The sequence below is a fragment of the Microscilla marina ATCC 23134 genome, from assembly GCF_000169175.1.
Classification (GTDB): Bacteria; Bacteroidota; Bacteroidia; order Cytophagales; family Microscillaceae; genus Microscilla; species Microscilla marina.
Genome location: NZ_AAWS01000008.1, coordinates 13,528 through 30,084, shown reverse-complemented (window position 1 = coordinate 30,084; position 16,557 = coordinate 13,528). Strand labels below are relative to the sequence as shown.

The following is a 16,557-nucleotide window of genomic DNA, read 5'->3' as shown; positions in this document are numbered from 1 at the left end:
TTAACTTTAAACCAATCATTGTGGCAAACATCCCCAAAGCAAATTATAATTATCTAATTTTCTTTTTATGCCTTCTATCTCCTTTTGCCTACGCTCAACAGCCATTTATCAAGAATTACCCGCCTAAAGAATACCGGGGTGCCGGGCAAAACTGGAACATTATACAGGGCAAGTCGGGAATGATGTATGTAGCCAACAACGATGGTATACTGCAATACGATGGTTTGCAGTGGAACCTTATTACCCTCCCTAACAAAGCTTTTGTTTATTCGCTTGCTTTGGCTGCCGATGGGCGAATATTTGTGGGTGCAGTAGAAGACATGGGGTATTTTGCCCGCGACTCAAAAGGCAAATGGGTTTTTACATCGCTCAAAGCCCAACTCAAGCAACAAGTCAAAAATATAAAAACCATCCATCAAACCTATATTATTGAAGATCAGGTGATTTTTTTGAGTAACACGCAAATGTTTATTTACAAAAACAATAAATTTACTGTAGTCAAAATTAGCCGGTTTCGTACGTATATACTCAACAATAAGCTTTACATTAAACGTAAAGGCAAACTGTGGGTATACCAACAAGGTAAATTTCAGGTATCCAACTTAATTGAGGGTTTCGACTTATCTCAACTAAGCCTCATTGCCCCTTTTTCGGACAACAAATGGATGATTGTAGATGTAAAAAAGAAAATCTGGATTTACGACTCTAAAGCCTCCAAAGACAAAAAAATACAAGCAGCCCCTCAACAACTGGCTCCCTACCTCAAAAACGAGTACCTGGCAAAAATTACCCGCCTGCCTAATCAACAAATGGCTTTGAAAAGTTATGAGTACTTATTTATCCTAGACAAAAACGGTAAGCTTATACATAAGATAAAAGCAAGTACTGCAACGATTAATAACAAGATCAATGGTTTGCACTACGACCACCAAGGTAACCTATGGCTGGCCATGGACTATGGCATTGCTACCATCATGCTTAATTCGCCCTTGACCCACTTCGACAATAAAGATGGGTTTAAAGGAGTCATCTATAGTCTGGGCAACAACAGTCATTACACCTATATAGGTACCAACCACGGTGCCTATTATTATACCAAAGAAGAGGGGAAAATAAAGAAGGTAAAAAACTTGTATGGCGATTGCTGGAATTTTTACAATTATGGCTCCCAAACCTTGCTTGCCAATAGTTGGGGTATATACCAGGTAAAAGACAGTGTAGCCAAAAGATTGATGCGTTATCGTTATGCACATTCACTGACCAAGCTCAAAGCTCCGGAAAATCATTTTGTAGTAGGAACCTACAATACAGGAATATGGTTGCTAAAAAAAGAAGGTGACCAATGGAAAACCCATAAAATCAAGGGCTTTGAAAAGGAAACCCGCTTTATAAAAGAAGACGATGCTGGACATTTATGGATATCGCACTACAACATGGGGGTATACAAACTCAAACTCAACCCTCAACGCGATTCGGTTATTAGTCAAACATTTTATAACGACAAAAGCGGGTTACCCTCTAACCGCAACACCCGTATGTACAGGCTTCAAAGCGGCAAAATAGTATTTACTACCATTCAAGGTTTTTATGAATACAGTGCCGCCAAAGACAAGTTTGTTCCGATAAAACGCTTCAACCAGGCACTAGGCGACAAGTATTGTGTATACACTTTTCAGGAAGATACTAAAGGCAATATATACTGCTGGCTGGGGCAAGGAGCGCCCTACAACCGTGAAGTGGCGGGTGTACTTAAGAAACAAGCCAATGGATCTTTTAAGCTGATTACCAACTTATTTAATAACATAGAAATAGCCACCAACGGGCTTAGAGTAGATGTAGATGCTCCAGTGCTGGTTACCCCTTCCGAAAAAGAAGTACTGATTGGCAACCTTAACAAGTTGCTCATTTACAATGTGGTAAAACCTACCAACATTGACCAAAGCTACCGGGTCATCATAAAAAATATTCAGGCAAAAGACTCTAGCATATTTAAATATGGCAGACAACGCACCAAGATAGTATTGCCTTATGGTCTAAACAATATCAATGCACAATTTGCCGCAATTACCTACGAAAAAATTGAAAAAACCCGTTACCGCTATCGTTTAGAAGGTTTTCAAGATCAGTGGTCAGCGTGGAACAAGCAGCCCCAGGCCAATTTTACCAATTTGCCAGAAGGCACGTATACTTTTGCTGTTAAAGCCCGCAATGTGTACGACAAAGAAAGTAAAATCAATACTTTTTCGTTTGAAATACGCCCTCCCTGGTACCGTACCTGGTGGGCTTACACTTTGTATGTGGTGCTGAGCATTGCCCTGATTGGGCTGATTGCCTGGCTTAACTCAAGGCGCCTTATCAAGCAAAAAGTAGTGCTGGAACTGGTAGTGCAAGAAAGAACCGAGGAGATCATGGCACAAAACGAAGAACTTATACAAAATCAGGATGAGATTTTGGCACAAAGAAGCTATATAGAAGATCAAAATAAACATTTGCTGCAAAAAAATACAATGATTCAGCAAAGTATTAAGTCAGCCCTTACTATCCAACAAGCATTTTTACCCTTTGACTCCAGGGTAAAAACCTTTTTGTCTAATTATTTTATTGTATACCACCCTAAAGACATTGTGTCGGGAGATTTTTACTGGATAGAAAAGGTGGGTAATAAAACGATAGTAATTGCAGCAGACTGTACCGGGCACGGAGTACCAGGGGCTTTTATGAGTTTGATTGGATACAACCTTTTCAACAAAATTATTTTGCAACAAGACTGTTATGACCCAGTAGACATACTCAACCAACTACATGAACAAGTAGCAATAGCACTTAAGCAACCCAGCTCTAACAACATCAACGGGATGGATGTAATTATTATGGTAATGGAAGACACTCGTAACGAAGCAACCCAACTCACTTTTGCCAGTGCGCGTCGTCCTTTGTATTACCTTACTCCCAAACAAAAAGACGAAATGCATATAGTCAAAGGTACCCGAAAATCGATCGGAGGATTGCAAAATAAAACAATTTCGTTTGAAAAACACCAACTGATTCTCCCCAAAGACAGCCTCATCTATGTAGGGTCTGACGGTTTGGTAGATCAAAACAATCCTGAGCGCAAAAAGTTTGGGGCAAGACGCCTCGAACAGTTGCTACAGGACATTGCATGGCTACCACTGGACGAACAGAAGGAAATCATAGAAAAAGAATTGAGTGAACACATGGAAACCGCAGCCCAACGTGATGATATTTTGTGGATGGGCATCAAGGTTTAACATTCGGTGACGATTGCCCTGAAATCGTGCATCTAAACACCTATTCTTTCACCCATCAATACCGATGTCTCCATTCCCTGACGGGTGTTGGCCAGCAGGTCTTCATCCAATTGTACTTGATCCCGGTCGATCAACATTAACAACGAAGAACCACCAAAAGCGAAATATCCCATTTCGTCTCCTTTGTTTACCTGAGTATTGGGTTCATAAGTATTGATAATAGTACCCACCATGGTGGCTCCTACCGGGCTTATGAGCACATCGCCTCTGGTGGGGCTTGACAAAATAGTATATGTTCTTTTGTTTTCACAAAAAACCCTGGCAAAGTCGGGGGTAACAGCATAAGGCGATACTGAATAATACCTGCCCGAAATGTTGTAGGAGGCATACGCAACGCCACTTAGGGGAAAATGAAACCTGTGATAATCGGTAGGTGCCAAACGCACCAGTATCAACGATGCATTTTGGTATTTTGCTGCCAGTGCCTGATCTTTCAGAAATTTTTCGAGGGTAAACTGATTGCCTTTGACAAAAAAACTACGCAACTCGCTTATATTTTCAAAAACCAGCATTTTGCCATCTGCCGGCGATACCACCCCCTCTTCTATTGGTCTTACTTCAGGCTTTAGCTTACGATAAAAAAACTCATTGAACGAATTAAACTCACTGGTAGGCAGTAAGGCTTCGCTCATGTCAATGTTGTATGTATCTACAAAGGGTTGGATGTTCTTTTTTGAACGGGGGCTGCTCATAAGTTTGCCATACAAAGTTGACAACAGTTTACGCTTGACCACCAAATGCAACGGAAGTTGCCCAAAAGGATTGTAGTATAAAAACTTTAATAAGCCCTCTCCGGGTGGATTTTCGTAAATAATTTGTTGGGTTTTTCGATCTATATACTTTATTTCCTGCATTCTGATAGTCTTTTTTACTTTGATTGGGGTGTAAAAGTATAGTTTTTTTTGGTTAAGTACTGAGCCACAATTAAATATATCTGACAAGCGAATATAATTAACCCACTATAAGTGGGCAAAGTCCATTTGTAGTTAATTGTATTGATATGTGTAGTCAAGGCTTATTGTTACTTAGTCTATAGCTTTTTTACAATTGGCAACAGGCTTTCTTTAGCTCACAATTTGGCTACTACAAACCTACTCCCTCCTGCTACTCAAACCCAAGTATCACCACGACTGCCTACCCTACTATATTGCCCTTATAAAGAAACCAATCACTAAATTTTTACCATTGCCCTAAAGTACTAATTTTGCCAACCGCAGGGAATACAACTCCCTCACTTGAATTAGACTTTTTTATGGAACAATTTATATTAAAAGAGCTGACCGAGGCTCAATCGGTACTGGAAAAGTTTGTTAACCAGCCCGAAAATATTCAGAAAATAGCTCAAGCAGCCCAAATAATGGCAAGTGCCATGCGACAAGGCGGCAAGGTAATGTCTTGTGGCAACGGGGGGTCACACTGCGACGCCATGCACTTTGCCGAAGAACTTTCAGGGCGTTATCGCGATAACCGCCAGGCATTGGCAGCGCTTGCCATCTCCGACCCCAGCCACATGTCTTGTGTGTCTAATGACTATGGTTATGAATTTGTTTTTTCTCGTTTTGTAGAGGGCTTGGGCAAAGCAGAAGATGTGCTGTTGGGCCTGAGCACCAGTGGCAATTCAAACAATATCATAAAGGCTGTAGAAGCGGCTCAAGCCAAGGGAATGAAAACAGTCATACTGACAGGAAAAGACGGGGGTAAACTTGCGGGTATGGCAGATGTTGAAATTGTAGTGCCTCACTTTGGCTATGCCGACCGTATTCAGGAAATCCACATCAAAATTATCCACATTCTGATTGGCTTAATTGAACAACAATTGGTAGTACAATAACATTGGGCAAGTCCCAAGCACTCCAGACACTAAAGAAGGTAAAGGTGAACACTGTCGAAATGTTCACCTTTTTTTTAATGGTTCAGGTCTATTGCTTTGCTCTTTCCCTAACTCTCTACTTTTTGTCTTTGACTACCTTAAACTGTACCCGGCGGTTTCTTACCCGGTTGTAGTAGTCATCGTTAGGGAAAGCAGGCTGTTTTGAGCCAAAACCAGTAGTAGTGAGTCTTTGGGCATTTATCCCGTTTTTAACCAGATAAGCCTTCACTTTTTGCGCTCTGTCTTCCGACAATTGTTGGTTATTGGCTTCTGACTGGCTAATATCACAAGTATGCCCTTGTATTTCGAGCTCGATCTCCGGGTATTTCTTCAATACATTGACCACTTGATTGAGGTATGCTTTTGCCGGGTTGATCAGGTAATTCTTTTTGTATTCAAAATACACTGATTTTGCCAACAACTCCAGGTGCTTTTCAGCAGGAGCCTTTTTGTTAGTGGCTACTGATGGCGATGGTACTACCTTTTCTTCCTGGGGCACTACGGTAATTTTCTTTGGTCGTTTTTTTCGTTCAAAAGTGTTTTTCACATAAGGCTTGCCAATTTTTAGCCCTAATTTTACCTCAAAGGTATTTACCTGTGGAGCGCTTTTAGTAGCCGCAAAACCATACCCAATGGCTACCATATAGTGAGGCTGGTTAAACTCAAACGATACATTGGCTATGCCGTGCGAGTTGTACCACATACCCAGTCCTACATTTGTCTGAGGTTGGTCTTCGGGAGAGCCCAACTGGTACCAAAGCAAAGTACCAGCGTTGATCTGTCGACTTAAGCCTATTCGTTCTACCCACCGAACATTGGGCATCACTTTGATGGTTTGATTGTCAAATACAGTAATGCCTCCTGTTACCACCAGGTTGATCGGTAACAGTTCTTGTTGGTTGGGGTTAAAAGATACATCAGGACGGTTTAGGTTTTGCCCCGACACTCCAAGGTAAGCCTTTATGTCAGAAGTAGAGTCGGCATTGGTAAAGTACCAGTATAAACCAGCACTCGCAGTAGGGAAACTCACGGGGGCTACTCCTATTGCTTCGTTGCTGGCTATTTCGCCCAAAAACTGCCCATCAACCCATTGATTGCCGGTAGTAAGTTGAGATGTATTGAGGTTTTGCCAAAAATAACCTCCTTGCACCCCCATGCTTAAATAATGGGTTTTGCCTAGTTGCTGATTATACGCAAACCCCGCCTGTAGACCAGTGGTCTGTAGGGTGCCTCCCCCGCCTGCCCGGTCATTGATCACTGAAAAACCAGTGCCACCGAGCCTTCCTTTGTTTTTAGACTTTATGGGGTACAACAACGACATCATAGGTGTCTCGAAGGCAGTGTTGGAGCCTAATAAACCGCTTCCCAGGCTTACCTGACGGTAACTCGCCAGGGCAAAGGGTTGGTTATACGTACCTATCATTGCCGGATTGGTTTGCATAGGCGAAAGGTGATACTGCGAATAAGTGGCAGTTTGGGCGATGAGTTGATTATGAACGATTAGGGTAAAGGTAAATAAACTTAATAGCAGACATTTGTAATTCATTGCATTCAATATTTTGTACTATTTTTATAATAAACTTATATATCTCAATATAAATCATCATTTCATGCACACGCATCAAATGATAATTCTCAATATTTCAAGCAGTTAGCTATGATCTAAACGGTGATTTCAGAGAATGGTTACAAGTTCATAATAGCAGTATTTATAGGTAGCAACCTATGTATTACAAATCCGTATAAGTGCTTTGCATCTTTTGCAAAGGTTACCACTTATCACCACGTACAACAACAACACATGTAGCATACCAAGCAGATAAAAGGCGGTCACTACAGTGAATTATTTTACCATTGCCTTTGTTTTGTGGTAGTAATTAGATCGAAGATCAAGAATGACAAATCAAGAAAAACACTCAAAGAAGAAAAAAAAGAAATCGCTCAAGCGAGAACTTATCGAGTGGGCAGTATTCCTAACAGTCATAGGCATTTTGTGGGTCACAGGTTGGTATAAAGACCTTGCCTCAGGCATGCAGCAAATGGTACTAAAAACAGGCTTTGTACAGGCAAGCGCTCACAAAAAAGAAGCACAAACGACTGCTCCTTATAATTTTCAACTGCGGTCGTTGGACGGCAAACTTTTCAACTTTAACGACCTAAGGGGTAAAACCGTTTTTTTGAATATATGGGCTTCGTGGTGCCCTCCTTGCATTGCCGAAATGCCCGATATTCATCAATTATACAAAGAAGTGCATTCTAAACATATCAAGTTTGTGATGCTGTCGCTGGATGACGACCCTAAAAAAGCTGCCCGATTTATTCAGCGTAAAGGGTACAGTTTTCCGGTGTATACTCAAGCAACCGCATTGCCCCCTGCTTATAGTTCGAAAACTATCCCTACTACTTTTGTGATTTCGCCACAAGGCAAAATCGTAGTAAAACATACTGGGATGGCGGCTTACAATACCGATAAGTTTAAAAAATTACTGATGGATGTTGCTCAGGCAAAAAACTAAAAGCTTCGAACAACAAATATCGCCCAAAGTAGTTTAAAACTGCATAGTGCAACAAGGGCTGGGTATAGTTTTTGCCTTTTTAGTAATGGTTGAAAAATAAGGTATCCATTTGGAGATAGAGATTTACCACTGAGACGAGGCGTTTTTTGCGTTCGTAGCAGCGCTACGAGCAATAACCGATGGCTACAGCTTTGCTGTGCCGAGCTCTGCCAAAGGCTAAAAATAACGAAGTATCAGTAGTGAAGGTCATTTCCTAAATCGAAAGATTATTTTTTGTCCATTACTTAGCACAGAACTTTCCTTAAGTTCAGCACAATCATTTGGGCTATCTTTCGAATTTAAAGTTGTAGATGTGATAAATAAATTATTGGGTGTGTTGTTTGCCATTGTGCTACCTTTTCTTCCAGCCATGGTTGAGGCACAAAGCCATAAAATTAACAGCCTAAAAATACTGGTAGACGCAAGCAAAAAAGACAATAACCAAGTAGATGTATTGAACAAACTGGGTGGCTTGCTCCAGAAGAGCAGCCCAAGTGCAGCCGAGAGTTATACCAAACGTGCCTTAGGACTGGCAATGGACATTTCTTATACTACTGGCATGGCCATGGCTTATACCAATCTGGGCGATTTGTCAGCGTCTTTTCGTGATGATTACCTAGCGGCCGCCAAATATTACGAAAAAGCTTATGACATTTACCGTGAACTGTACCGCAACAACGCTATAGACAAATGGCAGGTATACCGTTTTTTGACCGAAAATGCCATTCCTACCTATAATACGCTGCGTGAAAAAAAGAAAGGTCGCTACCGAAAAGCACGCAAATATTATCAAAAACTATATGTAGAGTTTACCGATTACCTTACTTTTCTTGCCACTTCTACCAAAGATAAATTAAGCTCTAAAGAGTATGAACTCAAAGACAAGGATGTAGAACTGAGGGCCAAGGAACGGGAATTGCTTGCCAAACAAACCAAACTAAAAGCTATAGATAAACGCCTGAAAAGTGCAGGAATAAAACTACAGCAACGTGAAATAGCTCAAAAACTACTGGAACTCGCCAAAGATAGTCTTTCTGACAGTTTGTTTATTGCAGAGTCGATACGCTTAAAACTTGCCGATAGTTTGGTAATCAAAGAGTTGGAAATTAAAAACAACCAACTAAAGTTAAAAGATGGCGCCTTGCAACTGCTCAAACAACGCCAAAAGCTAGATAGACTAGAGCTGGACAAGGCTCGACAACGCACCTTGATTTCGTCGATTACGGTAGGGCTTGTATTGCTGCTGGTGCTGGCATTTGTGTTATATAGAAATAACCGAATACAAAAACATACCAACGCGTTGCTTACTGTACAACGCAATCAACTAAAAGAACGAAACTTTGAAATTGAGCAGCAAAACGAAGAAATAAGAAATAAAAATGAGCAGATAGGCAGCAAGAACAAAAAAATTACCGAAAGTATCAACTACGCCCAACGCATTCAGCAAGCCATTTTGCCCGACCAAACCTTGATTAAAACTGTGCTTCCTCAGTCGTTTATTTATTACCGTCCTTATCAAATTGTCAGTGGTGATTTTTATTGGTTTGGGGTGGTTGACAAAAAAGTGGTTTATGCTGCTATAGATTGTACCGGGCACGGTGTACCAGGGGCTTTTATGAGTATGGTGGGTAGTGCATTGCTCAACGAAATAGTAAATCAAAAACAGGTCACTGAACCTGACCTCATTCTCAAAAACTTGCACATAGGCATTCGTGATTCGTTGCGCCAAAAAGACACCCTCAATCAAGACGGTATGGATATGGCAATGATAGTAATAGATACAGTTACCCAGCAATTGCATTTTGCGGGCGCCAAAAATCCTTTGGTGTATATTCAGCAAGGTGAGCTACACACCATCAAAGGAGATCGTTATCCGATTGGAGATGTGGTGATCAACAAAGACGAACGCACTTTTACCAAGCATACCATTGCCCTTGACCATACTACGGTATGTTATATGTTTTCAGACGGTTACCAAGACCAGTTTGGGGGACCTGAAAAAAGAAAATTTATGGGCAAGCGTTTGCGTCAGATGTTGCTGGATCACCACCAATTAGATTTTGAAAAGCAAAAAGCAGTATATGAGCAAACTCTGCTGGACTGGATTGGCAAGGGTGCACAAATAGATGATGTTTTATTGATTGGATTTAAATTTGACGAACACGTATCTCAGCAGGTATTAAAGCTGAACCAGACAAATTCAACTATAGAATAATAGTGGTTTACTCACTTTTTGCGTTTTCCTAAGTATAAACCCTTCAGTTTAGCAGATGTGCACTTACTTTGCAATGAAAAGCTTTAAGTATAAATACAATGAAAAAACTAAGTGTACTGTTACTCTTTATTACCATTGTTTTTTTGCCCACACTCCAGGCGCAAACCAGCATAGAAGTAATGCATGAAGCAGGGGTAAGTAATTTGTTTTTGAGGTATGAATATGGAGTCAATACACAAAACACAAACCTGGCAGAGGTAAAAGACGCCCAATATTTTCCGGGCATATCTTACTCACCTCGTTTCAATTTTTTTGAAGAAGATGGCGAAGGAAGCAGCAGTTTTTCTATCAACCTCAACAACGATTTTTTATTTGGTAACTTATTGTCTAGCAGTTTTGAAAAAAAATCCTGGGCATTTATGTCTACCCTGTCGTTTAATCTAAACCTGGGGGCGGGTGCTACCAAAAACTCGTTTGAACAATTTGGTGGTTTTGTAGGCATAGGCTACAGTTACTCTAACATACACCTTATAAACAATAGCCTGCTGAACCGCATCACCGAAAGTGTAATAGCTGATCCTACCATTACTCCCGATTATAGCAAAGCTACTGTGCCTTTGCAAGGCATTTATTTACACTTGGGGGGTAGAATGAAGGTAGGCAGTGGCGTTGTAACGCTGGAAGGTTACTCTACGCTCACTCCAGAACTCAACGGAGTGTATACCATAGGCATCAGGGCTTTGTACGGTTTTGGCATTGGATTATGACAAACAAGGCGGTTCATTGAGCAATGGACAGCCTTGTTTGAGCTGTTGTGTAACGTTGGTTGGCTACTTCAATAGTATGCGATCAATTAACAGCCTGAATTTTTCTGCTTTTTTATTGGCAATCAAAAAAGCCAATTCTTCAAATGCCTCTGAAGAAAAGTGGGGCATATCTAACATTCTCCCTCTAAACGAAGGTGCCAGGTCTTTTAACGGCACACTCACCTCCTGCCACTCGCCCGAAGTAGTAAAGGTGGTAATGTAAGAATAGTAGTCGTTGGCATTGGACTTCAGCCGAAACTGGTATTTTTTACCGTCTCCCTTTAGCTTGATTACTACCTTGGTGTAGCCTGCTACTGCTACCTTGCCCGACTGGTATCTTACCGATGAAAAACCCCCGTTATTTTCCAGTGATACTGCTCCCTCAAACACCCCAAAACCATCTGGGCTAAGTTTAAAAACTCCCGAAGAGTTGCCCCCCATTACTACGTCATCTACAATACGCCAAGCCTCGATATCGACATTTTTGTCAAAGTTGAAAATTACTTTTGAGGGGGTTGTTGAAGTTAAAGTCATAATGATTGCTGTGATTATATATTTCATAATTGAATTCAATGTTTGCCAATCCATCCGTTTTTTTGATTAACTGTTTGAACAGCCAATTGGTTTATTACTACAAACGTAACTATATACAAGCCAAAATAATTTATGACTATCTGGCTACTCACTTCCTTAGATACCGATGTATATCGGTACCCAAAAAACAGCTGATTTTAGGGTTTCGATCGGTTGGTGAGGACACCATAGCCGTCAGGCTACTATTTTTTTCGCTCCGTGAAACATCTTTCAGTATCCAAGTTTTGGCGATTCGATCAGCGCGTGGGGACACTCGCTGAGGCGGTGACGGTATTTTTAAGTGATTTTTTCACTCTTTTTCTCTTAATCTGACGGCTATGGTGAGGACACACAACCTCCGAATCAAGTTCGGTTCACAACTCCGAGCTTGTTTTCGGAGAGCAAGCGAGGTGGTGATGGTATTTTAAAAAAAGCTAAATAGAGTAGCACTTATTAACAACAAGTATTAATTACAGAGGGCAATATAAACACCTTGTTTGCTTTTTGGAACTAACTCAGGACTAAGCGCTTGTTTATTTGTTAAGGGGGGCTGATCAGCAATGATCAGCCTTTTTTATGATTATAAATTCAATGGGAAAACAATTGGGGGAGACCTAAGAATAAGTTGTGTGGCCTGATGAGTTTGTATTACACATTCATTTTACACTGTTTTAAACACACAACTTTTAATCGTCATGAATTAACTATATAAAGATATAATTCAGTACAAAATTGCATTATTTAGACATAACACAAAATTTAATTTCATTACACCTGCAATTACACAAATAATTTCATTAAAACCAATAAACTAATGTAATTTGTTTCAGCAATAAGACACTTTATTTGCCTTAATTTTTACTTTGCCAAAAATACAGTGGTGCCTCCTCTTACAAAACTTTTGCTCAAAGCCTGTTTTTATTGATAAAAGTCAGCTTTCAATGCGTATGTTACGCCTGTAAGTTTATTTGGCAGAGGCAACAATGTACTCAAGTCTTGAAAAGTAAAAATGCCACCTCCAGCAGGAGGCAGCATTTTGAAAAGAACTCTAAAATATTTTGGCAGTGGTTTACTTTCCAACCATTTCTACACTTCGCTCGATAAACTTGGTAAGGTTTGCACCAGAAAGCAAGTTTTGAGAAAGCAACGCCAGGTCGTAAGCCTGCAATACCAAGGCTTTTTGCGCTGCTTCTTCGGCTTTTAATATTTTTTGAATAATGCTGTGGTTTCCGTTAATAGACACCGTAAGTGCCGAAGGAAACTCACCTAAGCCCATCATTCCGCTTGTTTTTGCCATCTCTTGCGCACGACGCATAAATTCAGGCACCGTAATTACCACAGGTAACTCATCGGTAGGTAAAGCTTCTACCTGAAGATTCAACGCATTGTTGTTCAGCGTTTTCTCAAATACTTCTTTGATCTTGGTAGCTTCCTCTTCCGACAATACGCTTTCTTTCTCTGTACCTGTGTCTATCAGCTTGTCCATCGTGTCGGCATCTACCCTTTTAAAGCTTGAGTTGGGTATTTTAGACTCTAAAGAACCCACAAAATGACTATCAATCATTTGGTTGTCTAAGAGTAGGACATCATAGTTTTGTTTGCGTGCCGAACTGATGTAGGCATCTTGCTTGTCGGGGTCGTTAGAATACAAGTATACCACATTCTCGTTTTTGTCGGTTTGTGCCGCCTGTATGTGCTCACGGTATTCGTCCAGGGTAAAGTACTTGCCTTCACTGTTTTTGAGCAAGCATATATTCTTTGCCTTGTCATAAAACTTCTCGTCGCTTAGAATACCATATTTTACAAAGAACCCAACGCTTTCCCATTTTTCTTCAAACGCAGTACGCTCTTTCTTAAACAACTCCTCTAGTTTGTCCGCCACTTTGCGGGTAACGTAGCCGTTGATCTTTTTCACGTTGGCGTCTGATTGCAGGTAACTACGCGACACGTTCAATGGAATGTCTGGAGAATCGATGACTCCACGCAATAACATCAAAAACTCAGGCACTACGTCTTTTACTTCATCGGTAATAAATACCTGACGAGAATACAGCTGAATTTTGTCTTTGTAAAGGTCAAAGTTGTTGGTGATTTTTGGGAAGTACAACACCCCGGTCAAGTTAAAAGGGTAGTCTACATTGAGGTGAATCCAAAACAATGGATCGGGCGACATGGGGTACAACTCTTTGAAGAAGGCAAGGTAGTCTTCATCTTTTAGTTCGCTGGGCGACTTGGTCCAGATAGGAGTCGTATTGTTGATTTGCTCGCCATCGAGCTCTATGGTAATAGGTAAAAACTTGCAATACTTATCTAAGATACCACGCAGGCGCGCCTTGTTCAAAAACTCTTTAGAGTCTTCAGCTACCTGCAATACAATGTCGGTTCCACGCTCTTTTTTTTCTCCTGGCGAAATCTCAAATTCGGTACTGCCCTCACACTCCCACTGGGCAGCTTCAGCGCCTTCTTTATGCGAAAGTGATACAATTTTCACCTTGTCGGCCACCATAAAAGCTGAGTAAAAACCCATACCAAAGTGTCCAATAATTTCTTTGCTGTCTCCCTGATCGCTGTCTTTGTATTGTTCTATAAACTCGGTAGCCCCAGAGAACGCTACCTGGTTGATATACTTTTTAATATCTTCGGCAGTCATTCCAATCCCAGCATCGCTCACGGTAATGGTGCCCGCTTCTTCGTCGATGCTTACCTGTACTTTTAGCTCACCTACTTCGCCCTGGTACTCGCCTATAGCCGCCAGTCTTTTGAGCTTTTGGCTGGCATCCATTGCGTTGGCTACCAACTCTCGCAAGAAGATTTCGTGGTCGGAATACAAAAACTTCTTGATAATAGGAAAGATATTTTCGGTGCTTACGGAAATTGTTCCTTTTTCTTGCATGATTTTTAAGCCTTTTTTTTAGATTCTTTTACCAAACTACCACGCATTTTTTTTGGGCCTGTGCCCAGATACCTGGTAGTGTGTTTTTTTGATTAAAATGGCTGTGTTCAAAACCTATTCCAAACAAGGCAGTATGCCATATTGGCATAAACAACCACAAAAAACCAAACAAAAGCCTTATTACAAACAATTATTTTATCATATACGTTTTATACAAAACATTCCTTTTATATTTTATTTTTTTACATAATTTGCACCCAACGCTTATATCAATCTATACTATATTCAAAGCTGGCAATTAGTCTATTTACAAAAAAACACAACTAACCCTATGAAAAGAACACACTTTTATCTGCTCCTGTTGTATGTTGGTTTTCTCCCTAATGCCATTATTGCTCAACACAAAACATACCGTCAGGCATCTCCTGCCTCATTGTCATCTATGTTGCTAGAGTCTAGCATTACTTATGAGTTTGTCTGGAACAAACACCACCAACTGCCCCAGGTAATAGAGCGTACCCTTGACCGGGTAATCGGGCTTGAGCCACAACAAACGCTTTACCGCGCCAAGTTTTACGACCAACACTCGCGTATTGTCAAGGCAGAATGCCTCAACAGCGACGGACAACAACAGAAAATGGGCGAAATACAATGTGGCAACCACTCTATTCAGGGAATTTTTTATTCTGATGCCCAAATTTGCCGTTACCCACTCAAATTCAAAAACGCTGGACAAACCCTGAGCCTCAAAACTCTCAAGCAATACAATGATGTAAAATACCTCACGAGTGTATATTTTCACGAAGATTTGCCCACCAGCACCAAAAAGATAGTTTTTATCATACCCGAATGGATGGAGGTGGAACTGAAGGAGTTTAACTTTAAGCCTTTTGAGGTTTCGAAAACAAAAAAATACCTTGCCCAACGCAAAGCCTGGCAATACACTTATGAGGCGCACAACCTGACTGCCCTCTCCAGAGAATACTTTATGCCGGGCAATTCGCACGTATACCCGCATGTGTTGGTGCTTGCCAAAAGTTTTACCAAAAACCAACAACGCCAAACCCTGCTGGCGTCTACCGACGACTTGTATGCCTGGTATTCTAGCCTGACCAATCAGGTAAAAAACCAACCGCAAAACCTGCGCCCCCTGCTCCAGCATATCATACAAGGCAAACAAAGTGATGTGGGCAAAATCAAGGCAATTTATTACTGGGTACAAGACAACATCCGTTACATTGCTTTTGAAGATGGCATTGCCGGGTTTAAACCTCAGTCGGCCAACAAGGTGTTTGACCAAAAGTATGGCGATTGTAAAGGAATGGCTAACCTTACCAAGGCGTTGCTCAAGCTGGCTGGTTACGATGCGCGCCTCACCTGGATAGGTACCAATCATTTGGCCTACGACTACTCTATTCCTTCGCTGGCGGTAGACAACCACATGGTATGCACAGTATGGCTGAAAGGCAAACGGTATATTTTAGATGCCACCGAAAAGTTCAACGCTTTGGGTGATTATGCCGAACGTATTCAGGGGCGCCCGATTTTGATAGAAAATGGAGATAAATATATTTTGGACAAGGTGCCCGTATTGAGCAATACCCGCAACCTGGTGATTGGCACCCAAAAAGCTTTTATCAAAGATGGGGCACTGCAAGGCAAAGGTACCATGGAGCTATCAGGAGAAAACAAGCAAATGTTGCTTTACTATTTGCACACGACCCCTACCCAACGCCGCCCCCGTTTTATCAAAGGGGTGATTTCGTCGCGCAACCAAAACTTCGAGGTGTTATCGAGCCGAACCAGCAACGTACATAACCGCGAACAGCCTTTCGAGATTCAATACCGTTTTCAAAATAAAGCCCAAGTCAACAAGTTTGGCAATGAACTGTACATTGATATTGACTACGCCAAAGAATACAAAGCTTCTATTATAGATACCAATCGTTTGTCTTATGTAAAGTTTCCGGAGAAGGTGCTCAACCTGACCAACATTACACTGGAAATACCCAAAGGATATAAGGTGAAACACCTACCCGCCAATATGGAGTTTATGCACCATAAGTTTTCGTTTAGAGTAAAGTTTGAGCAAAACAAGGGTAAGCTGCTGTATATCAAAGAGATAGTAGTAGGCGATGGCATCATACCTAAAGAGTGTTTTAAAACCTGGAATGAATGTATTATCCAACTCAATAAAATTTACGAAGATCAGGTGGTGCTGGTGAAGAAACAGGGGGAGTAATTAGAAATTACGAATGGTTCAATTACGAATTGGGCGAAGCCATTCATAATTAAGTCCAGAGCTTTTCTTGAGCT

Annotated in this window: 10 protein-coding genes; 6 read left to right on the top strand and 4 right to left on the bottom strand. The window is 41.0% G+C overall.

What is annotated here, in order from left to right; translation table 11 throughout:
• Window positions 1-20 precede the first annotated feature (20 nt).
• Entirely contained in the window at window positions 21-3,269 is a 3,249-nt protein-coding gene (locus tag M23134_RS08575; RefSeq protein ID WP_002695494.1) for a SpoIIE family protein phosphatase, read from the top strand.
• A 32-nt stretch (window positions 3,270-3,301) separates the two neighbouring features.
• Here the strand turns inward: M23134_RS08575 and M23134_RS08570 are convergent, their stop codons facing one another.
• On the bottom strand, window positions 3,302-4,183 hold the full coding sequence (locus M23134_RS08570) for a phosphatidylserine decarboxylase (protein ID WP_002695493.1): 882 nt from the start codon (window positions 4,181-4,183) through the stop codon (window positions 3,302-3,304).
• Between the two features lie 398 nt (window positions 4,184-4,581).
• Between M23134_RS08570 and lpcA the strand changes: the two genes are divergently transcribed.
• Window positions 4,582-5,160: a D-sedoheptulose 7-phosphate isomerase gene (gene lpcA / locus M23134_RS08565; RefSeq protein WP_002695492.1), complete on the top strand. Its 579-nt coding sequence runs from the start codon at window positions 4,582-4,584 to the stop codon at window positions 5,158-5,160.
• 115 nt (window positions 5,161-5,275) lie between these two features.
• On the opposite strand, the gene M23134_RS37740 is transcribed toward lpcA, so the two are convergent.
• Window positions 5,276-6,745, bottom strand: coding sequence for a PorP/SprF family type IX secretion system membrane protein (locus M23134_RS37740; protein WP_002695491.1), 1,470 nt, complete (start codon window positions 6,743-6,745; stop codon window positions 5,276-5,278).
• 349 nt (window positions 6,746-7,094) lie between these two features.
• Here M23134_RS37740 and M23134_RS08555 point away from each other — a divergent pair, with 349 nt between their 5' ends.
• The 3 genes from M23134_RS08555 (at window position 7,095) to M23134_RS08545 (ending at window position 10,736) form a co-directional block, all read left to right on the top strand.
• Window positions 7,095-7,715 carry a TlpA family protein disulfide reductase gene (locus M23134_RS08555; protein ID WP_002695489.1) on the top strand — a complete coding sequence of 207 codons (621 nt, stop codon included), beginning with the start codon at window positions 7,095-7,097 and terminating at the stop codon, window positions 7,713-7,715.
• 352 nt (window positions 7,716-8,067) lie between these two features.
• Window positions 8,068-9,969, top strand: a complete 1,902-nt coding sequence (locus tag M23134_RS08550; RefSeq protein WP_002695487.1) for a PP2C family protein-serine/threonine phosphatase — start codon at window positions 8,068-8,070, stop codon at window positions 9,967-9,969.
• Between the two features lie 98 nt (window positions 9,970-10,067).
• On the top strand, window positions 10,068-10,736 hold the full coding sequence (locus tag M23134_RS08545) for a hypothetical protein (protein ID WP_002695485.1): 669 nt from the start codon (window positions 10,068-10,070) through the stop codon (window positions 10,734-10,736).
• Between the two features lie 63 nt (window positions 10,737-10,799).
• On the opposite strand, the gene M23134_RS08540 is transcribed toward M23134_RS08545, so the two are convergent.
• Together M23134_RS08540 and htpG are read right to left on the bottom strand one after the other, a co-directional pair.
• A complete protein-coding gene (locus tag M23134_RS08540) occupies window positions 10,800-11,336 on the bottom strand; it encodes a CIA30 family protein (RefSeq protein ID WP_157558397.1) in 537 nt (178 codons plus the stop codon).
• Window positions 11,337-12,417: 1,081 nt separating this feature from the next.
• The gene (gene htpG / locus M23134_RS08535; RefSeq protein WP_002695481.1) at window positions 12,418-14,241 is read right to left on the bottom strand and encodes a molecular chaperone HtpG; all 1,824 of its coding nucleotides are present in this window, start codon (window positions 14,239-14,241) and stop codon (window positions 12,418-12,420) included.
• A gap of 331 nt (window positions 14,242-14,572) precedes the next feature.
• Between htpG and M23134_RS08530 the strand changes: the two genes are divergently transcribed.
• The gene (locus M23134_RS08530) at window positions 14,573-16,483 is read left to right on the top strand and encodes a transglutaminase-like domain-containing protein (protein WP_002695475.1); all 1,911 of its coding nucleotides are present in this window, start codon (window positions 14,573-14,575) and stop codon (window positions 16,481-16,483) included.
• Window positions 16,484-16,557: the final 74 nt, after the last annotated feature.

Bases quoted from the DNA above. Each gene is read 5' to 3' on its own strand.
- M23134_RS08570 (WP_002695493.1), bottom strand. From the start codon at position 4,183: ATGCAGGAAATAAAGTATATAGATCGAAAAACCCAACAAATTATTTAC.
- lpcA (WP_002695492.1), top strand. From the start codon at position 4,582: ATGGAACAATTTATATTAAAAGAGCTGACCGAGGCTCAATCGGTACTG.
- M23134_RS37740 (WP_002695491.1), bottom strand. From the start codon at position 6,745: ATGAATTACAAATGTCTGCTATTAAGTTTATTTACCTTTACCCTAATC.
- M23134_RS08555 (WP_002695489.1), top strand. From the start codon at position 7,095: ATGACAAATCAAGAAAAACACTCAAAGAAGAAAAAAAAGAAATCGCTC.
- M23134_RS08545 (WP_002695485.1), top strand. From the start codon at position 10,068: ATGAAAAAACTAAGTGTACTGTTACTCTTTATTACCATTGTTTTTTTG.
- M23134_RS08540 (WP_157558397.1), bottom strand. From the start codon at position 11,336: ATGAAATATATAATCACAGCAATCATTATGACTTTAACTTCAACAACC.
- htpG (WP_002695481.1), bottom strand. From the start codon at position 14,241: ATGCAAGAAAAAGGAACAATTTCCGTAAGCACCGAAAATATCTTTCCT.
- M23134_RS08530 (WP_002695475.1), top strand. From the start codon at position 14,573: ATGAAAAGAACACACTTTTATCTGCTCCTGTTGTATGTTGGTTTTCTC.